Below are 25,346 nucleotides of genomic sequence, written 5' to 3'. Positions count from 1 at the left end.
TCAGGCTACTGGTCGGAGGAGAACCGGATCGCGGCGTCGGGAAGCACGGCCCCGCACCACACGCGGACGCCGTCACGGAGCTCGTTGTCCGCGCCGACCGTCGCGCCGTCGCCTATGACCGCGCCGGACAGCGCCGTACGCGCCCCGATCCGCGCCCCCTCCCCGATCATCGAGTCGGTGATCACCGCGCCCGCCTCCACCACCGCGCCCGCGAGCACGGTGCTGCCGTCGATCCGGGCGCCTTCGCCGACCAGTGCTCCTTCGCCGATCACCGTGCCGCCGGTGAGCTTCGCGTCGGGCGCCACCCGCGCCGACGGCAGCACCAGCCGGTCGCCGCACCGGCCCGGCACCGCTGGGGACGGGGCGCGTCCCAGCACCAGGTCGGCGGAGCCGCGGACGAAGGCGTGCGGAGTGCCGAGGTCCAGCCAGTACGTGGAGTCGACCATGCCCTGGAGATGGGCTCCGGAGTCGAGCAGGTCCGGGAAGGTCTCGCGTTCCACGGAGACGGGCCGCCCGGCCGGGATGGTGTCGATGACCGAGCGGCGAAAGACATACGCGCCCGCGTTGATCTGGTCGGTGACGATCTCCTCGGGGGTCTGCGGCTTCTCCAGGAACGCCGTGACCCGTCCCGTCGCGTCCGTGGGCACGAGTCCGTACGCACGCGGGTCCTCGACCCGGGTCAGATGGAGCGAGACGTCCGCGCCGGTCGAGCGGTGGGTGGCGACCAGGGCCTTGATGTCCAGGCCGGTCAGGATGTCACCGTTGAAGATCAGCACCGGGTCGTCGGGGCCGGACCTCAGCCGGGAGGCGACATTGCGGATGGCGCCACCGGTGCCGAGCGGTTCGTCCTCGGTGACGTATTCGAGATGCAGCCCCAGCGACGAGCCGTCGCCGAAGTGCGGCTCGAAGACCTCGGCCAGGTACGAGGTGGCGAGCACGATGTGCTCGACGCCCGCCGCCCGGGCCCGGGCCAGCTGGTGGGTGAGAAAGGGGACGCCCGCGGCCGGAACCATCGGTTTGGGCGTGTTGACCGTGAGCGGACGGAGCCGGGTTCCCTTTCCTCCGACCAGGAGGATCGCTTCTGGGGCCAGGTTCAATGCCTTCTCTGCTTCCTGCCGGGGCCGGGCGCGGTCGCCTGTTGGAGACCGGCCAGTGTAGGCAGTGCGTTCGGCGCGTACCGCGCGAACGGTATGTTCCGGATATCCGGCCCCTTGTCACTCCTGCGAGCGCCCCTGGTACTTGGCCGATGCACTGCGCGCCGTGCCGAGTTCGTCGTAGAGACGGTTTCCCGGGCAGTCGGTGGCGAACCCGTCCCGGTGCCCGGAGATGACATTGAGCCTGACCTTCACGCCTGTCGCGTACTTGCCGCTGCCTCCCGACGTCAGAGTCGTCTTGGCACTCGGGTCGGCACCGTGCAGGCCGAGCTTCCATGCCGTCAGCTTGGCAATGGCGGTCACCGTCGCCTCCGATGGCGCGGTCCGGCTGTAGCTTCCCAGTGCCGCGATGCCCGTACTGTCGGTGTTGAACCCCAGGGTGTGTGCGCCCCGCACCGGTTTGGCCACCCCGCCGGCCCGCCCTTCGTAGATGTTTCCGCACTTGTCGACGGCGAAGTTGTAGCCGAAGTCGCGCCAGCCACTGCTCACGACGTGGTAGCGGTAGATACTGCGCAGGACGGAGGGAGCCTCGTCGCAGGTGTAGTTGTTGCCGGTGGCGGTGTGGTGCACGAACGCGGCCTTGACCGTTTCCGTGTAGACGAAGCCCGGTTCCCGCAGGGACTCGTCCGCGCCCCATCCCTTGCGGGTGACGATGCGCGGGCGTGGTCCGATGTACGGCTTTGCCCCTGGCTCGAGTTCACCGGTCGCGGCGGCCTCGGCCTCCGTCTCGGCACGGGTGAGGGCCGGGATCTCGAGCGCGCCGAACGGTGCACGGCCTTCCTCCTGCGGGCTGCCCGCATCGCCGTCCCCCTCCCCCGTGTCGTCCGCGAACCTCGTGTGGTCGGCTTCGTTGCTCCACGGATCGTCGCCGGGGTCGACGAGTTCGAGGCGCAGCCCGTGCGGCAGTGCGGACAGGTCGCCGGCGGTCTCCGCCCGGACACGCGCCTCCACGGCGTCCGAATTGCCCACCCACAGAGGGGCGGTGGAGCCGCGCACCTTGCCCGACTCGCTCTCAGCGGTACCGGGGTCGGCCGCGTGCTCCAGGTTGTGGGTCTCGATCTCCTGCCAATCGGACCAGGCCCCGGTCGCGACCGCCCTCGTCCGGATCTGTACCGAGCCGAGCAGTTCGGCATGTATGTCGTCCCAGACGACGCCGACCAGGGAGAACGGTTTCACCTCCCGCTGGGGCAGCCCCTGTTCGACCGCACCGGCGGCGCGATCGGCGGGTGCCCGCCCCATGGTCCGGAGCGGCAGCGACTGGGTCGAGCCGGCCACCTCCGGTCCCGGCGGCACGGCGGCCCCGGAGGGGGCGAACAACAGCGGCAGGGCGAGCGCGGCCGCGCACGCCACTCCTGTCGACGAAGCAAGGTGTCCACGCATGCAATTCATCGTGACCTCGGCCCACGTCGCCCGCCCGCCCAAGAAACCGGAAGCCGATCGGTCCGTCCGGTGGACGCGGTCACCGGTACGGCGGCGGGGTGCCCGGGGGGCGGCGTAACCTTGCGCGGGTGAACGCGACCGACCGTACCCCTGCCGACCTGCTGCGATCCGCGCTCGCCGCGGACCCGTCGCGCCCTTTGGTCACCTTCTACGACGACGCCACCGGTGAACGCGTCGAATTGTCCGTCGCCACCTTCGCCAATTGGGTGGCCAAGACGGCCAATCTGCTCCAGGGCGATCTTGCCGCCCAGCCGGGCGACCGGCTCGCGCTGCTGCTGCCCGCGCACTGGCAGAGCGCGGTGTGGCTGCTGGCCTGCTCGTCGGTCGGGGTGGTGGCGGACGTCGGAGGGGTTCCGTCCGAGGCGGACCTCGTCGTCAGCGGACCGGACACGCTGGAGCAGGCGCGCGCCTGCTCCGGGGAGCGGATGGCGCTGGCGCTGCGTCCGCTGGGCGGCCGCTTCCCGCAGCCGCCGGCGGGGTTCGGCGACTACGCAGTGGAGGTGCCGAGCCAGGGCGACCGGTTCGCACCGTACGCGCCGGTGGATCCTGACGCGCCCGCGCTCGTGGTCGGCGCCATGGAGCTGACCGGTGCCGAACTGGTGGAGCGGGCGCGGGCGGACGCCGCGAAGCTCGATCTCGCGCCTGGGTCGCGGCTGCTGACCGGGCGGTCGTACGACACCTGGGAGGGGCTGTCCGCGGGGCTGTTCGCTCCGCTCGCCGCCGGGGCTTCCGTCGTGCTGTGCCGGCACCTGGACGCGTTGTCCCAGGAAGACCTGCGGAAGCGGATCGCGAGCGAACGGGTCACCAACACCGCGGTATGACAAGCGTGTGCGGTCCACTCATGTGGCGCACATCCGGGCCGAGCCCCCGAGGCTGAGGCTCAACAGCGGTGGATGATCGGCGACAACGCGTGCTTCAACGCACAACCAAGCGCCGGGTTCAGCCGTCTAGTCCAGCGATCGGCGACCCAGCGCGCCGCCGACGCCATGAAGGATGGACGGACACGTGACGGACAGTGCTGGCACGCCCGCGGAACCGGACGGACCGGCCGACGCCGGTGCCGCCCAAGAGGTGGGCGCCGATGCCGGGGCGGTCGACGACGCGGACGCGCGCGCAGAAGGGGACGCCGGCACGGGCGGCGGCAAAGGCAACGGCGGCGCACACACCGGCAAGGACTCCAGCGCGGATTCCGGCGCGGATTCCGGCGCGGGCGCGCACACCGGCGCGGGCTCGGTGAAGCAGCCCAACCGGAAGCGCCATCTGCTGCGTTGGGCCGCGCTCGGCACCTCCGTCATCGTCCTCGCAGCGGCCGGTGCCGGCTGGTGGTTCTACCGCAAGCTCGACGCCAACATCACCACGGACACCGGCGCCGCCGCCGAACTGGAGGCGTACGAGAAGGAACGGCCCACGCCCGTCGCCGTCGACGCGCAGAACATCCTGCTGCTCGGCTCCGACACCCGGGCCGGCGAGGGCAACGACAAGTACGGCCACGACGGCGGCAGCCAGCGCTCCGACACCACGATCCTGCTGCACATCGCCGCGGACCGGCAGAGCGCGACCGCCATGTCCATCCCTCGCGACCTGATGGTCACCATCCCGAGCTGCGGCAAACCGGACGGCAGTCGCACCCAGGAGCAGTTCGCCCAGTTCAACTGGGCGTTCCAGTTCGGCGGCGCCGCCTGCACGATCCGTACCGTCGAGCGGTTCACCGGCGTCCGCATCGACCACCACATGGTGATCGACTTCCGTGGCTTCAAGGACATGGTCGACGCGGTGCACGGGGTCGAGGTCTGCCTGGCGGAGCCGGTCGACGACAGGGCGGCGCACCTCAAGCTCTCGGCCGGCAAGCAGACGCTCGACGGCGAGGAGGCCCTCGGGTACGTACGGGCCCGGAAGTCGCTCGGCAACGGCAGCGACACGGAACGTATGGAGCGCCAGCAGCAGTTTCTCGGCGCGCTGGTCAAAAAGGTGCAGAGCAACGGCGTGCTGCTCAATCCGACCCGGCTCTACCCGCTGCTGGACGCGGCCACCAAGTCGATCACGACGGACTCCGGCCTCGACTCACTCAGGGATCTGTACGACCTGACAAGGGCAGTTCGCAGCATTCCCACCGAAAAGGTGCAATTCCTGACGGTTCCTCGCCAGCCCTACTCTGCCAATCCGAACCGTGACGAACTGGTCGAACCGGATGCGGGTGACCTCTTCAAGCGGCTGCGCGAGGACGCTCCGGTGATCGTCGTCACAGCCGACGAGAACGAGAAGGCCAGGCAGAAGCAGCAGGAACAGGGTGACGGGGACGCGGACGGCACGGGTACGGACGGCCCGACGCCCACGGCGACGTTCCCCGGCACCAATGCCGCCGAGGGGATGTGTGAGTAAAGCAATGGCCAAACCCATGACTGCAGTCCAGGCGAATTGCACGAATTGCCCGGTTGTAAGGCGCGTGGACTTTGTCACGGACGTCGCTCGGGGTTGAACTGGGCGGATAGTGTGACGCGATCCGGTGCGTCCGACCCCTGTGTCGCGCACCAATGGATCGATCGACCGAGCGCCCTGGGGGGAGGCGCCTCGCGTGGCACCGACGGAGGACTCAAGCAACCGTGGATGCACAAAGCCGTGGGCGGGACGAAATCGACCCCGCAGACCAGTGGGTACTCAACCCGCAGACCGGCAACTACGAACTGCGACTGGAGCAATCCGCACCGCAGTCATCCGCTGCCTCCAGAGCCACCGGAGCCAGGAGGGCAGGTGGCCGGCGCCCGGCGCCCGAGGGATCGGCTCCCGATGCCGCCCCCCGGCGCAGGACGGCCACGCCTGAGGTTCCCGGTCAGCGCAGCCGCCGCGCGGGCGACGCCTCGGGCGGCAGGGTCCCGCCGCAGGCCGGCCGTCGCAAGCGCAAGCCGCCCAGGTCGGGCAAGAAGAAGGCGCTGCTGTGGACGGGCGGCACGCTCGCGCTGCTGATGGTCGCTACCGCCTGCGGCGGCTACCTCTACTACGAGCACCTCAACTCGAACATCAAGTACATCTCGGACGACAACGCGGGCACCGGCGGTTTCAGCAAGGACCGGGCGATCAACGTCCTGCTGATCGGCACGGACAAGCGCACGGGCGAGGGCAACGAGAAGTACGGCGACAAGAACAGTCCCGGCCACGCCGACACCACGGTGCTGCTGCATGTCTCCAAGGACCGTACGAACGCGACGGCCCTGAGCATTCCCCGTGACCTGATCACCGATATCCCGGACTGCCCGACCACGCAGGAGGACGGCACCAGCAAGCTCATCCCGGGGACGAAGAACACCCGGTTCAACGTGAGCCTCGGCCAGTCCGGCCGCACCCCGAGCTGCACCATGCGGACGGTCACCGAGATAACCGGCATCAAGCCGGACCACTTCATGGTGGCCGACTTCAATGCCGTCAAGACGCTCACCACGGCGGTCGACGGAGTGAAGATCTGTCTCGCCAAGGACGTCAAGGACAAGGACTCCAAGCTCGATCTGCCGGCGGGCGAGCACACGATCCAGGGCGAGGAGGCCCTGGCGTTCGTACGCACCCGGCATGCCGTGGGCTTCGGCGGCGACCTCGACCGCATCAAGATCCAGCAGCAGTTCCTCAGCTCCCTGATGCGCAAGCTGAAGTCGAACGACACGCTCACCGACCCGACGAAGCTGGTGAAGCTGGCGGAGGCCGGAACCAAGGCCCTGACCGTCGACTCCAGGATCAACGACATAGGCAAGCTCCGTGACCTCGGTCTGGAGCTCGGCAAGTTCGACATGAAGAACCTGACGTTCGCCACCGTGCCCGTGCTCGACAACCCGGCGGAGAGGATCAAGGCCACGGTCGTCCTCGACACGCCCAAGGCCGATCCGCTCTTCGCGATGCTTCGCGACGACATCTCGCTCACCGAGGTCGAGAAGCAGAAGAAGGCGGCCAAGGACAAGCAGGCCGCGCTCCTCAAGGGATCGAGGGCCAAGGCCTCGGACGTCCGGGTCGATGTGTTCAACGGCGGCGGCCCGCAGGGCTCCGCCCAGAAGACTCTGGAATGGCTGCAGATCGACGAGGGCGTGCTCAAGTCCACCAACAAGGGCAACGCCCCGGCCGATGTGGCCAAGACACAGCTGGAGTACGCGCCGAACCAGGCCGATCAGGCCCGCAAGCTCGCGGATCTGATGGGCCTGCCTGCCTCGGCGCTGAAGCCCGGCACCAAGGACGCCGAGGGGCTGGAAGCGATGACGCTGACCCTCGGCTCCGATTTCAAGGGCGCAGGGGTGCCCATCACCGGTCCGGCGAAGGCGCCGGAGGGTGTTCAGAAGGTCGAAGCGGACAAACAGGTCTGCGCCAAGTGACGCCGGTGGACCGGTTCATGCGGCGCACCTGACGACAGGGGGGTCCAGGGGTGGGACAGAACAGCCTGCGAGGGGAGGGAACGCGGCAGCGCGTTCCGCAAGCTGGTGATCTGGGCTGGGACGACAGCCTGTACGGCAACGGGGGTGCGCGCATCCCCGGCAGCCGTACGGCACCGGACATCGAGCAGGACGAGCCCGGTGGCGGCACGGAATCGGGGGATGCCGCCGCCGAGACCGGCGGCCATCGCCGCGGCGGACCACGCCGCGGGGGAAAACGGGGCAAACGCCGAATACTGCGCTGGATCGCAGGCACGGTTTCGGTACTCATCCTCGGCACGGCCGGCGCCGGCTACCTCTACTACGAGCACCTCAACGGCAACATCCGCAAGGGCGAGCGCACCTCCGCCAAGGGCGGGGCGCAGAAGTCAGCCCCGAACGCGGCAGGTCAGACGCCCCTGAACGTGCTGCTGATCGGCTCCGACAGCCGTAACACGGACGAGAACCTGAAGCTCGGCGGCTCCAAGAAGAGCGTCGGTTCGCCGCCGCTGGCCGACGTCCAGATGCTGCTGCATGTGTCGGCCGACAGGAAGAACGCCTCGGTGGTCTCCATTCCGCGTGACACCACGGTGGAGATACCGGCGTGCACGGACCCGAAGGACGGCAAGGAGTACGCCGCGACCAGGGACCTCATCAACGCGAGCCTCGGGCGCGGCGGGCCCGGCTGCACGCTCGCCACCTGGGAACAGCTGACCGGCATCTACATCGACCACTGGATGATGGTCGACTTCGCGGGTGTGGTGGACATGGCCGACGCGATCGGCGGCGCCAAGGTCTGCGTGAGTCAGAACATCCATGACAGGCCCACACCTCGGGTGCCAGGCGGCTCCGGGCTCAAGCTGACCCGCGGGACACACGAGATCCAGGGCAAGCAGGCGCTGCAGTGGCTGCGTACCCGTCATGCCTTCGAGAGCGACTTCGGCCGCTCCAAGGCCCAGCACATGTACATGAACTCGGTGATCCGCAAGCTCAAGGAGCAGAACGCGTTCACCGACACCGGACAGCTGATGGACCTGGCCGAGACCGCGACCAAGTCGCTCCAGGTCTCCGAGGAGATCGGCACGGTCAAGAAGCTCTTCGACCTGGGCATGACGCTCAAGGATGTGCCCACCGGGCGGATCGCCATGCTCACCATGCCGCGCATCCCGGACCCGGAGGACGACAACCACGTGCTGCCGGCGCCCGGCGAGGCCGACCGGCTCTGGGGCTTGCTGCGCGACGACGTCCCGGTGGACGGCAAGGGGCAGACCTCGAAGCCGAAGAAGCCCGCGGCCCCCAAGGACCCGGCGGCCGACCCGGCGGACATCGGCATCATGGTGCGCAACGGCACCGGGGCCGGCGGGCAGCTGCCCACCCAGGGCCGTGCCCGAACCGTGGCCGACGTCCTCGTGCAGAAGGGCTTCGCCGGAGCCAAGTCGGACTCCACGCTCAACCCGCAGGAGAAGACGCAGGTCCTCTTCCCCAGCACGGATCTGGAGGGCGACGCGTACGCGGTGGCCAAGGCACTCGGCATCCCGACGAGCGCGTTGAAGAAGTCCACCGACGTGTCGGGCGTCACCCTGGTGGTCGGCGCGGACTGGCGGAGCGGTGACGCCTACCCGAAGGCGGAGCCGTCGACGGCTCCGCCGAAGAACACCGAGACGGTCATGGGCGACGAACTGGGCTGCATGGACGTCTACGAGCCGTACCGCTGGTCCTGACGGCCGCCGCATGAGAAGCCGGTCCGCCCCCGACGGGGACGGACCGGCTTCGTCGTGTGCGCGCGTATGTCAGGCGGTCGCGGCCTTCACCGCGGGCCGCCGGCTCGCGATGACCTTCCTGGCCAGCGAGCGAGGGCTGGTCAGGAAGCCCAAGCCCCACGACATGTGCATCGTCGCCAGCGCCAGGGGGATCTGCAGCCGGGCCTTGAGCGGCAGGCCCTTGCCCGCCGGGACGGAGCCGGCCGCGATCGCCGCGAGATACCCGCCGGGGACGAGGAAGCCCCACGGGGTGAGCACCGCGCCCACCACGACACCCGCCGCGATCGCGCAGACCGCGGTCGGCGGGGCGAGGTAGCGCAGGTTGATGGAGCCCTGGTGATAGCGGGCCACCACATGGCGCCAGCGCCCGTAGTCCTTGTACTGCTTGGCGAGCGCGCGCACCGACGGCCGCGGGCGGTACTGCACCCGCAGCTCCGGCGAGAAGAAGATCAGACCGCCGGCCTCGCGGATCCGGAAGTTCAGCTCCCAGTCCTGGGCCCGGATGAACTCCTCGTTGTAGCCGCCCTGCTGCTCCAGGGCCTCGCGCCGGAAGACGCCGAGATACACGGTCTCCGCCGGGCCGGCCTGGCCACCGGTGTGGAAGGCCGCGTTGCCGACGCCGATCTTCGACGTCATCGCGGCGGCGACGGCGTGCTCCCAGTCGTTCTCGCCCTCGGCGTGCATGATGCCGCCGACGTTCTGCGCACCGGTCTCCTGCAGCAGGCGGACCGCGGTCGCGATGTAGTTCGGCGACAGCATGCCGTGGCCGTCGACGCGTACGACGATCGGGTGCCGCGAGGCCTTGATGGCCGCGTTCAGCGCGGCCGGGGTGCGGCCGGTCGGGTTGGGCACGGTGTGGACACGCGCTCGTTCATGGGATGCGGTCTCCCGGACGAGCTCGGCGGCGATCTCGTCGGTGCGGTCCGTGGACGGCCCGAGCGCGATCACCACCTCCATCTCACCGTCGTATTCCTGCTCGAGGATGTGACGGACCGAGTTGCGCAGATGCCGCTCCTCGTTGAGGACCGGCATGATCACGGAGACAGGGGGCATGGCGTTCATCGGTCGCCACGTTACCGCGAACGGGCGACACCGACGCGCGGCGGCCGTCGTCGCTGATCGTATGGACCTACCGTGCTGAGGGTCTGCCGTCACCCGCGGAGGTGCCCTCTTGCCCACGCCGCCCCGCTCCCGCCGGCCGCGTCCCACGGCGCAGGCCCGGACCGGACGCCCTGCCGCCCGACCTGCCGCGCGGTCCTCGGCCAGAGGGCCCGCCAGGCCGGTCGGGCGGCCCGGCCGGCGGAAGGCGGAGCGGCCGCAGTGGGGCATGCGGATGGTGACAACACTCTCGGTTCTTGTGCTGGGCGTGGGCGGGATCGGGCATGCCCTGGTCAACGGCCTGAACGAGGGGATCGGGCGGGTCGACCCGTTCCGGGACATGAAGAACCGGCCGGAGGACACCCATGGAATCAACTTCCTGGTCGTCGGCACCGACGGCCGCGACAAGATCACCAAGGAGCAGAAGAAGAAGTACCGGCTCGGCGGCGCCGGCTGCCGCTGCACCGACACGATCATGCTCGTCCATATCTCCGAGGACCGGCGGCGCGCCAGCGTGGTCAGCCTGCCCCGGGACAGCTACGCCGAAATCCCCGAACATACCGACGAAACAACCGGCAAAAAGTACAAAACCCACCCGGTGAAGCTCAACGCCGCCTACTCGGAGGGCGGTCCGGCCCTGACCGTACGGACCGTCGAGCACATGACGAAGGTGAAGATCGACCACTATCTCGAGATCGACTTCAGCAGCTTCATGAAGACCGTGGATGCGCTGGGCGGGGTCGAGGTCTGTACGGCCCGGCCGATGCACGACACCTACACGGGCCTGAACCTCACCGTCGGCACGCACAAGCTCAACGGCGGCCAGGCGCTGCAGTACGTGCGCTCACGCCATATCGACGGGGCGGCCGACCTGGGGCGGATGCAGCGCCAGCAGCGGTTCCTCGCCGGCCTTCTCCACCAGGCGACCAGCAGCGGCGTACTGCTCAACCCGGTGAAGTTCAAGAAGGTCTCCTCGACGATGCTGAACGCGGTGCGCGCCGACAAGGGCCTCGGCTCCGAGCAGATGCTCGCCCTCGGCAGGGCCATGCGCAGCTTCACGCCCGCATCGTCGGAGTTCACCTCCGTACCGGTCGGAAAGATCGGTCCGGTCAAGGGCATCGGCTCCACGGTGAAGTGGGACGAGCGGAAGTCGAAGAAGCTCTTCCAGCTGCTGCGGGACGACAAGCCGCTGGCCCCGCACCGCCCGAAGCGCCCGGACGGGCAGCTGCGCCCCACGCCGGTCGATGTGTCGCCCCAGCAGATCCGGGTGCAGGTCTACAACGGCACCACCGCCGACGGCCTCGGCGAGCGGGTCGACCGGGCACTGCGCGCCACCGGTTTCAATACCACGCGACGGCCACTGAGCAGCGGCAACGGCAAGGTGCTGCGCACCTTTGTGACGTACGACCCACGCTGGGACCGCTCGGCGAGGTCACTGCAGGCCGCGCTGCCCGGATGCGAACTACGCGCGGTCAAGGGCCAGGGGCCGACGCTGAACGTGACGGCGGGGACGGACTTCAAGGCGGTCCATCCGGTACGCGCCGAGGACCAGTACCAGGGCGAGTTCGGCGCGGTGACGGGCGACCAGGTGGTCTGCCCCTGAGGCCCTGGGTTCCTGAGCCCTTGAGCTCTGAGCGGCCCGCCCCGGTACCGGGTCAGTCCTCCATGCCCTCCGCGGCGCGCTTCTCCCGCAGCTCCTTGATCGCCTGACGCCTGGCCAGCCGGTGCGTACGCCGGATCTGCGCCTCCTGGTAGCGGCGCTGATCGCGCTCCGTCTCGGGGATCACCGCCGGTACGCGGCGCGGCTTGCCGTCCGCGTCGACGGCGGCGAACACCAGATACGCGCTGCCGACCTGCTGGGCGGGCGTCGACTCGTTCCAGCGCTCCGCCAGCACCCGGACCCCGACCTCCATCGAAGACCGGCCGGTCCAGTTGACCTGGGCCTTCACATGCACCAGATCGCCGACCCTGACCGGCTCCAGGAACACCATCTCGTCCATGGACGCGGTGACAGCGGGCCCGCCCGAGTGCCGGCCGGCGACGGCGCCCGCCGCGTCGTCCACCAGCTTCATGATCACGCCGCCGTGCACCGTGCCGAGGAGATTTGTGTCACTGCCGGTCATGATGTGGCTGAGGGTGGTACGGGACGCCGAAGTGGGCTTACCCGGAATTTCAGCCTCCGGGCGCTGGGCCTGAACTGTCATGCGCCCCACCATATGCCTGGTCGGACGGTGTGCAGATTCGGTGACCCGTCGCATGCAATGCATCAGCTTGGCAACAGCACCGGTCCGATTTACTACCCGCCCTGTCTCGCTCGCGGCAGTCCCTGCACACTGTTCGACATGAACGATTGGCCCGATGGATGGACCGGCGGCAACGGCAACGGCAACGGACGCGGACGCGGCTACGGTCGTGGCAGCGCCGGCGGCCCTGAGGGCGCCCGCGTGATGCGCCATGTCCAGCGACCGGGCGCGCCGCAGCACAGCGGCGTTCCCCCGCAGCAGTCGCGCGGCTACGACGAGGGCTATGCCGAGCCCGGTTACGACAGCGGCTACAACACGGGCCAGGTCTACGGACAGGGCGGTGGCGGCGGCAACGGCACCATCCCCCGGCAGGGGGGCTACCCGCCGCAGGGCGGCCGGCCGGCCCCGGACTGGCGGCGTCGGCTCAAGGTCGGTTCGCTGACCCTGGTCGTGGCACTGCTCGCTGTGACCATCGGCACATACTTCTGGGCCGACTCCAAGCTCAAGCGTGAGGTCGATCTCTCCAAGGTCATCGAGCGGCCGGGCGAGGGCGAGGGCACCAACTACCTGATCGTGGGCTCGGACAGCCGTGAGGGCATGTCGGCGGAGGAGAAGAAGAAGCTCCACACCGGCTCGGCCGAGGGCAAGCGGACCGACTCGATGATGATTCTGCACGTCGGCTCCAACGGCAACACGATGATCTCGTTGCCGCGCGACTCGGACGTGGAGATCCCGTCGTTCAAGGGCTCCGAGTCCGGCAAGCTCTTTCCGAACACCGGCCGGCGCGTGAAGCTGAACGCCGCGTACGCCGAGGACGGTCCCGAACTCCTGGTGCGTACCGTCGAGCACAACACCGGCCTGAGGATCGACCATTACGCGGAGATCGGCTTCGGCGGCTTCGCGAAGATCGTGGATTCGGTCGGCGGTGTCGAGATCAAGGTCGAGAAGACCATGAAGGACAAGAAGTCCGGAGCCGACTTCGAGCCGGGCACGCACACCATGAACGGCGAGCAGGCCCTGGCCTTCGTGCGCCAGCGGTACGGCCTGGACGGCGGCGACCTGGACCGCACGAAGAACCAGCAGAAGTTCCTCGCGGCCCTGGCCAACCAGACCGCTACGCCGAGCACGGTTCTCAACCCGTTCAAGCTCTACCCGACCATGGGCGCGGGCCTGGACACCGTCGTCGTCGACAAGGACATGGGCCTGTGGGACCTGGGCCGGATGTTCTTCGCGATGAAGGGCGTCACCGGCGGCGACGGCAAGTCGATGAACATGCCGATATCCGGCAGCCGGGGCGGCAACCTGGTCTGGGACCAGGCCAAGGTGAAGCAGCTCGTGGAGCAGCTGAAGAACGACGAGAAGGTCACGGTCACCTCCGACCGCTGACACCGCTCGCAGCAGCGAAGGCCCCGCCGGATCCGTCCGGCGGGGCCTTCGCTCTGCCGGACTCAGCCCGCGAACGGATTGGCGTGACCGGGCAGTTGCTGCCCGGGGCGCAGGAGGCGCTGCCTGCCGTGCTCGTCCTGTACGGCGACGAATCCGGCGTCCGTCAGCCGCTGCGCGATCCGCTGCCTGCGGATCTCACCGATCTTGACTCCGCCGATCAGGAAGGCCGCGAGTGCGGCGCCGCCGGCCACGGCACCGATGTACATGCCGCACACGAGCAGCGTGATCACGAGAACCGCGACGCAGATCCAGGGGAGCAGCATCTGGCGCTTGCTCGCGGCGTTCCCCATGAGGTCGAACGCGATCCGGTCCCCCAGCTGCGTCACGGCCTCCTGAGCCTCGGGGAGGGGCTTCAGGGTTCCCTGCCGCATGCCGGGCACCGCGCCGCCGTTGCCGGCCTGCGTGTACGCCGCGATGGTGGCGGCCTCGCGCGCACGGGCCTCCGGGCGCGGGTCGCGGTACATCTGGACCTCGATGAGGTTCTTGTTCTGCCCGGTCCGGTGCGCGTCCGCGTACTCGAAGCCGTAGTGCTCGGCGACATGGGCCAGGGCGGCGATCCGTGCGCGGGACATCTCAGGTCCGAGTTCGATGACGTCCTGGCGTGCGATCTGCCGGAGCATCCCTGATATCTGACGGTTCTCGAGCATCGTGTTTCCACCCCACCTGCGTGCTGATGATGACTGCCGCCATGCGGCAGCGCAGCCTAACCACACCGGTAGCACTCGTTCCGTTTGGGGCCGCCCATGCGTCCGAGTGTTGTGGGGCCGCCCTGACACGGGCACGCGGCCACCCCGGTGTCGGGGCGTGCGCGGCCAGTTCCGCCGGGCGGCAGCGTTGGCCGCCGGGCCGACTGGAGATCATCGAGGTCGACGGCGCTCCGGCCGGCCGCATCCGGCTCTCGCGGCCACAGGCCGACGGCTCCCGCCGTGTGGTCGACCTCGCGATCGCCCCGGAGTACCGGCGACGCGGAGCGGCGACCGAGGTGCTGACCCGCGCGCTCTCCCTGAACGTCGCCCGAACCAATCTGCCGGCCCAGCGGCTCTACGCCCGTCTGGGATTCACCCTTCGGGGCGGCGACGAGCTGGACCTCTTCCTGCACCGGCCGCACGAACACCACGGCCCCGGCATGACGCCGGGGCCGTGGTGTTCGTGCGGACCGCCGAAGCGGCCTGCGGCAAAGGCTCTACGGCAGGTTCCTCGCCATGACGATGCGCTGGACCTGGTTCGTGCCTTCGTAGATCTGCGTGATCTTGGCATCGCGCATCATGCGCTCGACCGGGTAGTCGCGGGTGTAGCCGTAGCCGCCGAGCAGCTGGACCGCGTCCGTGGTGACGTCCATCGCGACGTCCGAGGCGTAGCACTTGGCCGCGGCGCCGAAGAAGGTGAGGTCGGCGTCGACGCGCTCGGACTTGGCGGCTGCCGCGTAGGTCAGCTGGCGGGCTGCCTCCAGCTTCATCGCCATGTCGGCGAGCATGAACTGGATGCCCTGGAAGTCCGCGATCGGCTTGCCGAACTGCTTGCGCTCCTGGACATAGCCCTTGGCGTAGTCGAGGGCGCCCTGGGCGATGCCGAGGGCCTGGGCCGCGATCGTGATGCGGGTGTGGTCCAGGGTCTTCATCGCCGTGGCGAAGCCGGTGCCCTCCTCGCCGATCATGCGGTCGGCGGGGATGCGGACGTTGTCGAGGTAGACCTCGCGGGTCGGGGAGCCCTTGATGCCGAGCTTCTTCTCCGGGGCGCCGAAGGAGACACCCTCGTCGTCCTTCTCGACGACGAAGGCCGAGATGCCCTTGGAGCGCTTCGAAGGGTCGGTCACGGCCATCACCGTGTAGAACTCGGAGACGCCGGCGTTGGTGATCCAGCGCTTCACGCCGTTGAGCACCCAGAAGTCGCCGTCGCGGACGGCCTTGGTCTTCATGCCCGCCGCGTCCGAACCGGCGTCCGGCTCGGAGAGGCAGTACGAGAACATCGCGTCGCCCTTGGCCAGCGGGCTCAGGTACTTCTTCTTCAGCTCCTCGGAGCCGGACAGGATCACCGGCAGCGAGCCCAGCTTGTTCACGGCCGGGATCAGGGACGAGGACGCGCAGACGCGGGCCACTTCCTCGATCACGATGACCGTGGCGAGTGCGTCGGCGCCGGCGCCGCCGTACTCCTCCGGGACGTGGACGGCCTGCAGGTCGGCGGCGACCAGGGCGTCCAGGGCCTCCTGCGGGAAGCGGGCCTCCTCGTCCACCTGCGTGGCAAAGGGTGCGATCTTCGCCTCGGCGAGAGAGCGAACGGTCTCTCGGAGCATGTCGTGCTCCTCGGACGGGCGGTACAGGTCGAAGTCAGGCGTTCCCGCCAAGATCTCTCACTCCCCTGAGCTGCTGCTAACTACCGTTAAGTAACTCAAATTTTAGTCCGCTCGCCGCAACAAGGCATACGTGAGCTTGCTGACAGCGGAAAATTGCCCGCGCCCCGGTCCGACTATGCTCAGGCCCGCTGTCCCCATCCGTACCCCCAGGAGCATTTCCATGGCCCTCAAGATCACCGTGATCGGCACCGGCTATCTCGGCGCCACACATGCCGCGGCCATGGCGGAGCTCGGGTTCGAGGTGCTCGGCCTCGATGTCGTGCCCGAGAAGATCGAGATGCTCGCGGCGGGGCGGGTGCCGATGTACGAGCCCGGGCTCGAGGAACTGCTCGCGAAGCATGTCGCCGGCATCGAGGGGTCCAGCGGGCGGCTGCGGTTCACGACCTCCTGGGAGGAGGTCGGGGAATTCGGCGACGTCCACTTCGTGTGTGTGAACACTCCGCAGAAGCACGGCGAGTACGCGTGCGACATGTCGTACGTCGACGCCGCGTTCGCCTCGCTCGCACCGCAGCTCAAGGACGGCGCGCTGGTGGTCGGCAAGTCGACGGTGCCGGTGGGATCGGCGGACCGGCTGGCCCGGCTGCTGGCCGAGCAGGCGCCCGTCGGGGTCGAGCTGGCCTGGAACCCGGAATTCCTGCGCGAGGGCTTCGCCGTGCAGGACACCCTGCACCCGGACCGGATCGTCGTGGGCCTGGAGAGCGAGCGCGCCGAGAAACTGATGCGCGAGGTCTACGCGACGCCGGTCGCCGAAGGGTCGCCCTTCGTGGTGACGGACTTCCCGACGGCGGAACTGGTGAAGACCTCCGCGAATTCTTTCCTCGCGACCAAGATTTCCTTCATCAATGCGATGGCGGAGGTGTGCGAGGCGGCCGGCGGCGACGTCGTGAAGCTGGCGGAGGCGATCGGCTACGACGAGCGCATCGGGAAGAAGTTCCTGCGCGCCGGGATCGGCTTCGGCGGCGGCTGTCTGCCGAAGGACATCCGGGCCTTCATGGCGCGGGCGGGCGAGCTCGGCGCGGATCAGGCGCTGACCTTCCTGCGTGAGGTCGACTCGATCAACATGCGCCGCCGCGGGCACATGGTGGAGCTGGCGCGTGACGCGGTCGGCGGCGATTCCTTCCTGGGCAAGCGGGTGGCCGTGCTGGGTGCGACCTTCAAGCCGGATTCGGACGATGTGCGGGACTCGCCGGCGCTGAACGTGGCCGGGCAGATCCATCTCCAGGGCGGCCAGGTGACCGTGTACGACCCCAAGGGCATGGCCAACGCGCGCCGGCTCTTCCCGACGCTGGGCTATGCGGACTCGGCACTGGAGGCGGTGCGCGGCGCGGACGTGGTGCTGCATCTGACGGAGTGGCGCGAGTTCCGCGAGCTGGACCCGGCGGAACTGGGCGCGGAGACGTCGTCGCGGATCATCCTGGACGGCCGCAATGCGCTGGACGCGGAGGCGTGGCGCGAGGCGGGCTGGACCTACCGGGCGATGGGGCGCCCGCGGGCCTGACGCAGGGCGGTCGGCGCGGCTCCCCCGGCCGCCGAGCCGACGTGGCAGTGATCACACTGATGGGACGTCAGTTCCCGCAACCGGAACGGGTCGAGCGGCTGTCCTAAGCAGGACAGGAAGATCACGCACCACTAAACGGAGGTTCCTGCGTGACCAAGCTCAACCGTACGGCCGTCACCGCACTGCTCACCGCGACCGCTCTCGCGGGCACCGTACTGGCGACCGCCGGCCCCGCGTCGGCGCTCAGCTACAAGTGCAACACCAGCTCGAAGAGCATCGACGACCCGGCGTACGACGGCCCGTGGGCCGACAACTGGGACGTCAAGGTGACGGTCTGCGCGGCCCGTTCGGGGTCCACCGTCTACAGCTACTCCAAGGTCTCCTGGGACGGACCGCTGTACGGCCAGGTCGACGACACCTCGATATTCAACGCCGCCTACCTGCGGCAGCAGGTGAAGAAGTCGGTCTCCGGCACGGACCCCGTGCTCAAGAAGACCGACTTCTACGGCATCGAGAGCAAGCTGGAGAACAGCGACGGCAACGCCAACTACAACGGCTCGTACACGACCGGGACGATCAGCTACCGCGTCGGGTCGGCCAGGGGACTGGGCGACGCCGAGCTGAAGCTCGAGTGGGCGAACGACGGGGCCGGCTACAAGACGTACCTGTTCACCGCTTCTCCGACGGTCTGATCCCACCGCGATCCCGCCGTTTCTCCGTGCCCCCGGCCGCACCTGCGCCGGGGGCACGGCTGCGTCCGGTCAGGCGGTCCGCGACCGGCGCGCGCGATAGGTGCGCATCTTGGCGCGGGCGCCGCAGACCGACATCGAGCACCAGCGGCTCCGCGCGGCCGGGCTGCGGTCGTAGTACGCCCACCGGCAGGTCTGTTCCTCGCACGCCTTCAGGCGGGTCCAGGTGCCGTCGGCCGTCGCCACCGCGATGGCCTCGGCGACGCGGGAGACAAGGGTGGGCGGACCCAGGGGGCGCAACGCGGCCCCGCCGTCCGCCGTGATCGCGACGCGCAGGGGCGCGCCGGCGAGGAGCCCGTCCAGCGAGGCGGCCGAGCCGTGCCCCGCGTGGGCCAGGCATGCGCCGCGCAGCGCCTCGCGGAGTTCGCGGGCGGCGGGCACATCGTCCTCCGTGAGGCCGAACGGGGCACGGCCGTCCGCCGTGTCGAGCCGGTCCGCGCCCGTCTCGATGTCCAGCGTGTTCACCAGGGCCTCGACCAGTGCGAGGCCGCCGGGTGCGGGCGGCCTGTCATTCATGCTTGCGACGTTACCTCCTAAGGGGGAGTATGAGGTAACCGTTACCTGATGACAGCAGCTATGGGTAACGCACATCCGAGGAGGACATCATGGGCATCGCCACGTTGGGCAGCGTCGTACTGGACTGTCCCGACCCCGTCGCGCTCGGGCGCTTCTACGCCGAGGTGCTGGGCGGGCAGATCGTGGACGACGGCGACGGCTGGGTCGGCCTGACCGGCGTCCCGGGCACCCCGCTCGCCTTCCAGGTCTCGCCCGGTCACGTACCGCCGAAGTGGCCGTCCGCACAGGACTCGCAGCAGTTCCATCTGGATCTGACGGTGGAGGACCTGGACGCCGCTGAGGTGCAGGTGCTGGCGCTCGGCGCGACGGTGCTGGACGCGGCCGACACGTCCCGCAGCTGGCGGGTGTACGCGGACCCCGCGGGGCATCCCTTCTGCCTCTGCGCGGACTGATCCCTCGGGCGCCCTCGGGGGACTGCCGCCCGAGCATCGCCGGAGCGGCAGCTTCGCACCACGCCCCCTCGGCCCGCGACCGGCGGGCCGAGGGGGCGTGGCGCGTGTGGCGTACACGGTCCCGGCACGGCGGCGTCGCGCGCCGCCGCCTGTCAGGCGCCCACGCCGTCCAGCTGGTCGATCGTCGCGTTCGACGGGCCCCGGCGGGTGCGCAGGTCCGCCGCGACGTCCTCCGCGGCGCCCAGCACCCGGACCGCGTTGTGCCACGTCAGCTTCGCGAGGTCGGCGTTCGACCAGCCACGGGCGAGGAGTTCAGCGATCAGGTTCGGGTAACCCGCGACGTCGTCGAGGCCCGACGGGGTGAACGCCGTGCCGTCGAAGTCGCCGCCGATGCCGACGTGGTCGATGCCGGCGACCTCGCGCATGTGGTCCAGGTGGTCGGCGACCGTCGCCGCCGTCGCGACCGGACGCGGATGCGCCGCCTCGAACGCCTCGTGGATCCTCATCGCCTGCGGTGTGGTGTCCAGGTGGTGCAGCCCGTGCGCGCGCATGTTCTCGTCCGCCGCCCGCGTCCACTCGACCGCCGCGGGCAGGATGAACTTCGGTACGAATGTGGCCATCGCGACGCCGCCGTTGGCCGGGAGCTGCGCCAGCACGTCGTCGGGGACGTTGCGCGGGTGGTCGCAGATCGCCCGGGACGAGGAGTGCGAGAAGACGACCGGTGCGACCGAGGTCGCGAGCGCGTCGCGCATCGTCGTCGTGGCGACGTGCGAGAGATCGACGAGCATGCCGGTGCGGTTCATCTCGCGTACGACCTCGTGGCCGAACGCCGACAGACCACCGACGCCCGGCTCGTCGGTCGCCGAATCGGCCCAGGCGATGTTGTCGTTGTGCGTGAGCGTCATATAGCGCACGCCCAGGGCGTACAGGGCGCGCAGGGTGCCCAGCGAGTTGTTGATGGAGTGGCCGCCCTCGGCGCCCATCAGCGAGGCGATCCGGCCCTCGGAACGGGCCTTTTCCATGTCGTCGGCGGTCAGCGCACCGGCGAGGTCCCCGGGGTGGCGGGTGATCAGCTGCCGGACGACGTCGATCTGCTCGAGGGTCGCGCTGACCGCTTCGTCGCCCGCCATGTCGCTGCGGACGTACACCGACCAGAACTGGGCGCCGACTCCGCCGGCGCGCAGCCGCGGGATGTCGGTGTGCAGACGGCCGGTCTGGTCACCCGCGATGTCCATCCGGTCCAGGTCGTAGCGGACACGCTCGCGCAGGGCCCAGGGCAGGTCGTTGTGGCCGTCGACGACGGGGTACGCGGCGAGGAGCTCGCGCGCACGGCTGAGGTGGTCCGTGGGGGATTCCATTGGCAGGTTCTTCCCGAAAAACTTTCCGGAAGTCACTTCGCGAAGCCGAAGGACTCCGCACCGGCGACCTTGGCCCGCAGCCGCTTGCCCTTCTCGGTCGCCTGGTCGTTCAGCTCCTGCTGGAACTCCCGCATCCGGCCGAGGAGTTCCGCATCCTGCGTGGCGAGGATGCGGGCGGCGAGCAGGCCGGCGTTGCGGGCGCCGCCGACCGAGACCGTGGCGACGGGCACACCCGCCGGCATCTGCACGATGGACAGCAGCGAGTCCATGCCGTCCAGGTACTTCAGCGGCACCGGGACGCCGATGACCGGGAGCGGGGTGACGGAGGCGAGCATGCCCGGGAGATGGGCCGCTCCCCCGGCGCCGGCAATGATCGCCTTGAGCCCGCGGCCGGCCGCCTCCTCGCCGTACGCGACCATCTCGCGCGGCATGCGGTGCGCGGAGACGACGTCGACCTCGTAGGCGATCTCGAACTCGTCGAGTGCCTGGGCCGCGGCCTCCATGACCGGCCAGTCGGAGTCGGACCCCATGACAATGCCAACGACAGGGCTCATTCTGTGATCGTTCCTCGCAGATAGCCGGCGGCGTGGCGGGCGCGCTCGAGCACGTCGTCCAGGTCGTCGCCGTAAGTGTTGACATGGCCCACCTTGCGGCCGGGCTTCACGTCCTTGCCATACATATGGATCTTGAGCTGCGGGTCGCGGGCCATGCAGTGCAAGTAGGCCCCGTACATGTCGGGGTAGTCGCCGCCCAGCACATTGCACATGACGGTCCACCTGGCACGCGGGCGCGGATCGCCCAGCGGCAGGTCGAGCACGGCACGGACATGGTTGGCGAACTGCGAAGTGACCGCGCCGTCCTGGGTCCAGTGCCCGGAGTTGTGCGGGCGCATGGCGAGTTCGTTGACCAGGATGCGGCCGTCGGCCGTCTCGAAGAGCTCGACCGCGAGATGGCCGACGACGCCGAGCTCCTTGGCGATCCGCAGGGCGAGCTCCTGGGCCCGGCCTGCCAGCTCCCCGTCCAGGCCGGGCGCGGGCGCGATCACGGTGTCGCAGACACCGTCGACCTGCTGCGACTCGACGACCGGGTAGGCGACAGCCTGGCCGTGCGGGGAGCGGACGATGTTGGCCGCCAGCTCGCGGGTGAAGTCGACCTTCTCCTCGGCGAGCACGGGCACCCCGGCCTTGAAGGGGGCCTCGGCATCGGCTTCGGTGCGCACGAACCAGACGCCCTTGCCGTCGTAGCCTCCCTGCACCGTCTTGAGGATGACGGGGAAGCCCCCCATCTCCTCGGCGAACGCCGAGACGTCGGCCGGGTCGGCCACGATGCGGTGGCGCGGACAGGGCACCCCGATCTCCATGAGCTTGGCGCGCATCACGCCCTTGTTCTGGGCGTGCACCAGGGCGTCCGGCCCCGGCCGGACTGCGATGCCGTCCGCCTCGAGGGCCCGCAGGTGCTCGTAGGGGACATGCTCATGATCGAAAGTGATCACGTCACAGCCGCGCGCGAACTCACGCAGCGTGTCCAGGTCGCGGTAGTCGCCGATGACGACATCGCTCACCACCTGGGCCGCCGAGTCCTGGGGGGTGTCACTGAGGAGCTTGAATTTCAGGCCGAGGGGGATGCCCGCCTCGTGGGTCATGCGGGCAAGCTGACCGCCGCCGACCATGCCGACTACCGGGAACGTCACGGTCCTAGGGTATCCGCCGCCGTGCGGGGCCCCGCCGCCCCTGCTTCCGGAGCGTGACGACCACCCGCCTCCTCCGGCGTCCGACGCCGCTGCGTCGCCGGGCCTTCACAGTCGTGTCACTCTCGCCACAGCGTTCCCAAGACCCACAGGCAGCGCCAGAGGCTGCTGGTTAGCATGACTGCGTCGAAACCATCCGCGTTGACGCGCCCGCGTCGGCGATGCCGAACTGAATGGGCTGGACTCTCACGATGAGTGGACGAGGCGGAGGCCTGCGGCAGCAGCTGCGGCAGCTCATGCGCGAGGTCGCCAAGTTCGGGGCGGTCGGCGGCGCGGGACTGCTGGTGAACCTCGGGGTCTTCAACCTCGTACGGCACACCACCGAGATCCCGGTCGTCCGGGCGTCCGTCCTGGCCACCGTCGTCGCGATCGCTTTCAACTACGTGGGGTTCCGGTACTTCACCTACCGTGACCGCGACAAGTCCGGGCGCACCCGGGAGCTGACGCTCTTCCTGCTGTTCAGCGTGGTCGGTCTGGTGATCGAGAACGGCATCCTGTACGCGGCGACCTACGGCTTCGGCTGGGACAGCCGGCTGCAGAGCAACGTCTTCAAGTTCCTCGGCATCGGGATCGCCACACTGTTCCGGTTCTGGTCCTACCGCACCTGGGTGTTCCGGGCGCTGCCCGCCCGGGAGGCGGTGCAGACCGCCGAATCCTTCCTCGAGAACGCGGAGTCCGAGGCGCCGGAGATACGCCCTCAGGCACGGCGCGACCGGGTCGGCCGCTGACCTGGGGCCCCGGCCGCTCCGGTCATCTGACCGTTGGCCGCGGGGGGTCCTTGGGCTTGCGTGCCACCCTGCTGAGGAAGAGCGCGAAGACCGGCGGGTGCTGCTGGAGCAGTTCCAGCCGGCCGCCGTCCGCCTCCGCGAGATCACGCGCCACGGCGAGCCCGATGCCTGTGGAGTTGCGCCCGCTGATGGCCCGCTCGAAGATCCGCGCCCCCAGGTCCGCCGGTACGCCGGGCCCTTCGTCGGTCACCTCGACGACGGCCTGGTTCCCGGTGACCCGGGTCCGTACGGCGACGGTGCCGCCACCGTGCATCAGCGAGTTCTCGATCAGGGCCGCCAGCACCTGGGCGACCGCGCCGGGGGTGCCGACCGCCTGCATGCCCCGGCGGCCCGAGTGGACGATGGCCCGGCCCGCGCTGCGGTAGGCGGGGCGCCACTCCTCCAGCTGCTGCTTGACCACCTCGTCGAGGTCGAAGACGACGGCCGAGCCGGTGCGCGGGTCGCGCGCATTGGTGAGCAGGCGCTGCACCACGTCCGTGAGCCTCTCCACCTGGGTCAGTGCGATGCTCGCCTCCTCCTTCACCGTCGACAGTTCACCGGCGACGGTGATCTCCTCCAGCCGCATGGACAGTGCGGTCAGCGGCGTACGCAGCTGATGGGAGGCGTCCGCGGCGAGCCTGCGCTCGGCGGTGAGCATCCGGGCGATCCGCTCGGCGCTGGCGTCCAGCACGTCCGCCACCCGGTCCAGCTCGGGGACGCCGTAGCGGCGGTGGCGCGGACGGGGGTCGCCCGAGCCGAGACGTTCGGCGGTCTCGGCGAGGTCGGTGAGCGGGGAGGCGAGCCGGTTGGCCTGGCGTACGGCGAGCAGCACCGCGGCGATCACCGCGAGCAGCGCGACCGCGCCGATGATCAGCAGGCTCCGGCCGACCTCGCTGGTCACCGCGGAACGGGACTCCTCGACCGTGACCGCCGTGCCGCGCCGGCTCTCGGCGTGGCCGCGGATGACGCTGCCGGTGGGCCGTTCGCCGATCTCGATGGGACCGCGTCCGGGAATGCGGACCAGGGCGTAGCGCTTGGCGCCGCTCTGCTCGGCGAGGATGCCCGGGTTGACCGGCTCACGGCCGATCAGCCTGCCGTCGACGATGCTGACCAGGCGCAGGGCCTCGGAGTCGACGCTCTCTTGGGCGCTGTTGCTGATGGTGCGGGTCTCGACGAGCACGAGGGAGACCCCGAACACGGCGATGACGACGAGCACCACGGCCAGCGTGGAATTGATCAGGCGGCGGCGCACGGTGCCCTCCGGGCGGGTTCAGCAGGGGACGGGGACTCCCCGTGTCCCCTCAGCTCTTCTCGAAGCGGAAGCCGACGCCGCGCACCGTCGCGATGAAGCGGGGGTTCGCGGCGTCGTCGCCGAGCTTCTTGCGCAGCCAGGAGATGTGCATGTCGAGGGTCTTCGTGGACGACCACCAGGTGGTGTCCCAGACCTCGCGCATCAGCTGGTCGCGGGTGACGACCCGGCCCGCGTCCCGGACCAGGACGCGCAGCAGATCGAACTCCTTCGCCGTCAGTTGCAGCTCCTCGTCGCCCATCCAGGCGCGGTGCGACTCGACGTCGATGCGCACGCCGTGCGTGGCGGGCGCGGGCGCCGGCTCGGTGGCGCCGCGGCGCAGCAGCGCCCGGACCCGGGCGAGCAGTTCGGCGAGCCGGAACGGCTTGGTGACGTAGTCGTCGGCGCCGGCGTCCAGGCCGACCACCGTGTCCACCTCGTCGGCGCGTGCGGTCAGCACCAGGATCGGGATCGTGTGGCCTTCGGCACGCAGCCGCCGGGCGACCTCGAGACCGTCCATACCGGGCAGCCCGAGGTCGAGTACGACGAGATCGACGCCGCCCGCGAGTCCGGCGTCCAGCGCGGTCGGACCGTCCTCGCGCACCTCGACCTCGTAACCCTCCCGACGCAGTGCGCGGGCCAGCGGCTCCGAGATGGAAGCGTCGTCCTCGGCGAGCAGTACACGGGTCATGGGGTGATGGTAGTCCGCATGACGCAGCGGTCGGAGCGTGATCGACAAGCCCTGCGGGTATGTGATGCGATCCTGGTGGAGACCTTCGAACCAGCGACCCTGGTTCCATGATCACCTGTGATTCACATCTCAAACCCTTCCATATGCCACTGTGTCGTGTCGTATGGTGGCGAGACGCCTGATGTAGTTTTCCGGGACCTTTGGCGCGCCCTGCGCATCAAAGGTCCCTATTCCTGCGCAAGGTTGGGCCACCAACCCTGTCGCCGGCGAGAAGTGAACGACCTGTGGGCCGGGCCCCGAACGCGAAGGTGCGGACGGGGCGTGGATCCCGGTGCGGACTGTCCCGTGTCTCTGCCACGAGCGGAGCAAACCCTCTGGGCGTGAGGTCGGGGCCGGTCCGACGCCGG

22 protein-coding genes and 1 pseudogene are annotated in these 25,346 nt (G+C 69.6%); 11 read left to right on the top strand and 12 right to left on the bottom strand.

What is annotated here, in order from left to right:
• Positions 1-5 precede the first annotated feature (5 nt).
• Entirely contained in the window at positions 6-1,097 is a 1,092-nt protein-coding gene (locus OHS70_RS22765; RefSeq protein ID WP_328399915.1) for an NDP-sugar synthase, read from the bottom strand.
• 117 nt (positions 1,098-1,214) lie between these two features.
• A complete protein-coding gene (locus OHS70_RS22760) occupies positions 1,215-2,534 on the bottom strand; it encodes a peptidoglycan recognition protein family protein (protein WP_328399913.1) in 1,320 nt (439 codons plus the stop codon).
• A 128-nt stretch (positions 2,535-2,662) separates the two neighbouring features.
• On the opposite strand from OHS70_RS22760, the gene OHS70_RS22755 reads away from it, so the two are divergent.
• From OHS70_RS22755 to OHS70_RS22740, 4 genes are all read left to right on the top strand, one after another.
• Positions 2,663-3,415, top strand: coding sequence for a TIGR03089 family protein (locus OHS70_RS22755; protein WP_328399911.1), 753 nt, complete (start codon positions 2,663-2,665; stop codon positions 3,413-3,415).
• 172 nt (positions 3,416-3,587) lie between these two features.
• On the top strand, positions 3,588-4,973 hold the full coding sequence (locus OHS70_RS22750) for an LCP family protein (RefSeq protein ID WP_328399909.1): 1,386 nt from the start codon (positions 3,588-3,590) through the stop codon (positions 4,971-4,973).
• Between the two features lie 221 nt (positions 4,974-5,194).
• A complete protein-coding gene (locus tag OHS70_RS22745; protein WP_328399907.1) occupies positions 5,195-6,940 on the top strand; it encodes an LCP family protein in 1,746 nt (581 codons plus the stop codon).
• Between the two features lie 50 nt (positions 6,941-6,990).
• On the top strand, positions 6,991-8,697 hold the full coding sequence (locus tag OHS70_RS22740; protein WP_328399905.1) for an LCP family protein: 1,707 nt from the start codon (positions 6,991-6,993) through the stop codon (positions 8,695-8,697).
• A gap of 69 nt (positions 8,698-8,766) precedes the next feature.
• Here the strand turns inward: OHS70_RS22740 and OHS70_RS22735 are convergent, their stop codons facing one another.
• Positions 8,767-9,798, bottom strand: a complete 1,032-nt coding sequence (locus OHS70_RS22735) for a glycosyltransferase family 2 protein (RefSeq protein ID WP_328399903.1) — start codon at positions 9,796-9,798, stop codon at positions 8,767-8,769.
• 109 nt (positions 9,799-9,907) lie between these two features.
• Between OHS70_RS22735 and OHS70_RS22730 the strand changes: the two genes are divergently transcribed.
• Positions 9,908-11,437 carry an LCP family protein gene (locus OHS70_RS22730; RefSeq protein ID WP_443062640.1) on the top strand — a complete coding sequence of 510 codons (1,530 nt, stop codon included), beginning with the start codon at positions 9,908-9,910 and terminating at the stop codon, positions 11,435-11,437.
• A 52-nt stretch (positions 11,438-11,489) separates the two neighbouring features.
• Here OHS70_RS22730 and OHS70_RS22725 read toward each other — a convergent pair whose 3' ends face one another.
• A complete protein-coding gene (locus OHS70_RS22725; RefSeq protein ID WP_328399899.1) occupies positions 11,490-12,038 on the bottom strand; it encodes an acyl-CoA thioesterase in 549 nt (182 codons plus the stop codon).
• Between the two features lie 138 nt (positions 12,039-12,176).
• Here OHS70_RS22725 and OHS70_RS22720 point away from each other — a divergent pair, with 138 nt between their 5' ends.
• Positions 12,177-13,463, top strand: coding sequence for an LCP family protein (locus OHS70_RS22720; RefSeq protein ID WP_328399897.1), 1,287 nt, complete (start codon positions 12,177-12,179; stop codon positions 13,461-13,463).
• A gap of 62 nt (positions 13,464-13,525) precedes the next feature.
• Here OHS70_RS22720 and OHS70_RS22715 read toward each other — a convergent pair whose 3' ends face one another.
• Entirely contained in the window at positions 13,526-14,170 is a 645-nt protein-coding gene (locus tag OHS70_RS22715; RefSeq protein ID WP_328399895.1) for a hypothetical protein, read from the bottom strand.
• Between the two features lie 26 nt (positions 14,171-14,196).
• On the opposite strand from OHS70_RS22715, the pseudogene OHS70_RS39100 reads away from it, so the two are divergent.
• Positions 14,197-14,574, top strand: a pseudogene (locus tag OHS70_RS39100) (GNAT family N-acetyltransferase); the annotation flags it as partial.
• Positions 14,575-14,706: 132 nt separating this feature from the next.
• Here the strand turns inward: OHS70_RS39100 and OHS70_RS22710 are convergent.
• Positions 14,707-15,864, bottom strand: a complete 1,158-nt coding sequence (locus tag OHS70_RS22710) for an acyl-CoA dehydrogenase (RefSeq protein WP_328399893.1) — start codon at positions 15,862-15,864, stop codon at positions 14,707-14,709.
• 169 nt (positions 15,865-16,033) lie between these two features.
• Here OHS70_RS22710 and OHS70_RS22705 point away from each other — a divergent pair, with 169 nt between their 5' ends.
• Positions 16,034-17,371 carry a UDP-glucose dehydrogenase family protein gene (locus OHS70_RS22705; protein WP_328399891.1) on the top strand — a complete coding sequence of 446 codons (1,338 nt, stop codon included), beginning with the start codon at positions 16,034-16,036 and terminating at the stop codon, positions 17,369-17,371.
• A gap of 149 nt (positions 17,372-17,520) precedes the next feature.
• Positions 17,521-18,063, top strand: a complete 543-nt coding sequence (locus OHS70_RS22700) for a hypothetical protein (RefSeq protein WP_328399889.1) — start codon at positions 17,521-17,523, stop codon at positions 18,061-18,063.
• Between the two features lie 69 nt (positions 18,064-18,132).
• Here the strand turns inward: OHS70_RS22700 and OHS70_RS22695 are convergent, their stop codons facing one another.
• Positions 18,133-18,636, bottom strand: coding sequence for a CGNR zinc finger domain-containing protein (locus OHS70_RS22695; RefSeq protein ID WP_328399887.1), 504 nt, complete (start codon positions 18,634-18,636; stop codon positions 18,133-18,135).
• An 89-nt stretch (positions 18,637-18,725) separates the two neighbouring features.
• On the opposite strand from OHS70_RS22695, the gene OHS70_RS22690 reads away from it, so the two are divergent.
• On the top strand, positions 18,726-19,088 hold the full coding sequence (locus tag OHS70_RS22690; protein WP_328399885.1) for a VOC family protein: 363 nt from the start codon (positions 18,726-18,728) through the stop codon (positions 19,086-19,088).
• Positions 19,089-19,240: 152 nt separating this feature from the next.
• On the opposite strand, the gene OHS70_RS22685 is transcribed toward OHS70_RS22690, so the two are convergent.
• Genes OHS70_RS22685 through OHS70_RS22675 form a run of 3 tightly spaced genes read right to left on the bottom strand, consistent with a single transcriptional unit; the run spans position 19,241 to position 22,115 of the window.
• Positions 19,241-20,446, bottom strand: a complete 1,206-nt coding sequence (locus OHS70_RS22685; RefSeq protein WP_328399883.1) for a dipeptidase — start codon at positions 20,444-20,446, stop codon at positions 19,241-19,243.
• Between the two features lie 32 nt (positions 20,447-20,478).
• Positions 20,479-21,000, bottom strand: a complete 522-nt coding sequence (gene purE / locus OHS70_RS22680) for a 5-(carboxyamino)imidazole ribonucleotide mutase (protein ID WP_328399881.1) — start codon at positions 20,998-21,000, stop codon at positions 20,479-20,481.
• The gene (locus tag OHS70_RS22675) at positions 20,997-22,115 is read right to left on the bottom strand and encodes a 5-(carboxyamino)imidazole ribonucleotide synthase (RefSeq protein WP_328405838.1); all 1,119 of its coding nucleotides are present in this window, start codon (positions 22,113-22,115) and stop codon (positions 20,997-20,999) included. Before OHS70_RS22675 ends, purE begins: the two co-directional genes overlap by 4 nt.
• 269 nt (positions 22,116-22,384) lie before the next feature.
• Here OHS70_RS22675 and OHS70_RS22670 point away from each other — a divergent pair, with 269 nt between their 5' ends.
• Positions 22,385-22,921: a GtrA family protein gene (locus OHS70_RS22670; protein WP_328399879.1), complete on the top strand. Its 537-nt coding sequence runs from the start codon at positions 22,385-22,387 to the stop codon at positions 22,919-22,921.
• 22 nt (positions 22,922-22,943) lie between these two features.
• Here OHS70_RS22670 and OHS70_RS22665 read toward each other — a convergent pair whose 3' ends face one another.
• Together OHS70_RS22665 and OHS70_RS22660 are read right to left on the bottom strand one after the other, a co-directional pair.
• On the bottom strand, positions 22,944-24,212 hold the full coding sequence (locus tag OHS70_RS22665) for an ATP-binding protein (RefSeq protein WP_328399877.1): 1,269 nt from the start codon (positions 24,210-24,212) through the stop codon (positions 22,944-22,946).
• Positions 24,213-24,261: 49 nt separating this feature from the next.
• Complete coding sequence (locus OHS70_RS22660) at positions 24,262-24,939, bottom strand: response regulator transcription factor (RefSeq protein WP_328399875.1); 678 nt, start codon at positions 24,937-24,939, stop codon at positions 24,262-24,264.
• Positions 24,940-25,346 lie beyond the last annotated feature (407 nt).

The organism is Streptomyces sp. NBC_00390 (genome assembly GCF_036057275.1).
GTDB lineage: Bacteria > Actinomycetota > Actinomycetes > Streptomycetales > Streptomycetaceae > Streptomyces.
Note: the sequence above shows the minus strand (reverse complement) of the source record. Positions and strands in the feature narration are given on the sequence as shown.

Excerpts from the sequence above, each read along its gene's own strand:
- OHS70_RS22705 (WP_328399891.1), top strand. The coding sequence starts at position 16,034 with ATGGCCCTCAAGATCACCGTGATCGGCACCGGCTATCTCGGCGCCACA.
- OHS70_RS22725 (WP_328399899.1), bottom strand. The coding sequence starts at position 12,038 with ATGACAGTTCAGGCCCAGCGCCCGGAGGCTGAAATTCCGGGTAAGCCC.
- OHS70_RS22715 (WP_328399895.1), bottom strand. The coding sequence starts at position 14,170 with ATGCTCGAGAACCGTCAGATATCAGGGATGCTCCGGCAGATCGCACGC.
- OHS70_RS22690 (WP_328399885.1), top strand. The coding sequence starts at position 18,726 with ATGGGCATCGCCACGTTGGGCAGCGTCGTACTGGACTGTCCCGACCCC.
- OHS70_RS22750 (WP_328399909.1), top strand. The coding sequence starts at position 3,588 with ATGGACGGACACGTGACGGACAGTGCTGGCACGCCCGCGGAACCGGAC.
- purE (WP_328399881.1), bottom strand. The coding sequence starts at position 21,000 with ATGAGCCCTGTCGTTGGCATTGTCATGGGGTCCGACTCCGACTGGCCG.
- OHS70_RS22735 (WP_328399903.1), bottom strand. The coding sequence starts at position 9,798 with ATGAACGCCATGCCCCCTGTCTCCGTGATCATGCCGGTCCTCAACGAG.
- OHS70_RS22685 (WP_328399883.1), bottom strand. The coding sequence starts at position 20,446 with ATGGAATCCCCCACGGACCACCTCAGCCGTGCGCGCGAGCTCCTCGCC.
- OHS70_RS22675 (WP_328405838.1), bottom strand. The coding sequence starts at position 22,115 with ATGGTCGGCGGCGGTCAGCTTGCCCGCATGACCCACGAGGCGGGCATC.
- OHS70_RS22695 (WP_328399887.1), bottom strand. The coding sequence starts at position 18,636 with ATGAATGACAGGCCGCCCGCACCCGGCGGCCTCGCACTGGTCGAGGCC.
- OHS70_RS22760 (WP_328399913.1), bottom strand. The coding sequence starts at position 2,534 with ATGCGTGGACACCTTGCTTCGTCGACAGGAGTGGCGTGCGCGGCCGCG.
- OHS70_RS22660 (WP_328399875.1), bottom strand. The coding sequence starts at position 24,939 with ATGACCCGTGTACTGCTCGCCGAGGACGACGCTTCCATCTCGGAGCCG.
- OHS70_RS22670 (WP_328399879.1), top strand. The coding sequence starts at position 22,385 with ATGAGTGGACGAGGCGGAGGCCTGCGGCAGCAGCTGCGGCAGCTCATG.
- OHS70_RS22720 (WP_328399897.1), top strand. The coding sequence starts at position 12,177 with ATGAACGATTGGCCCGATGGATGGACCGGCGGCAACGGCAACGGCAAC.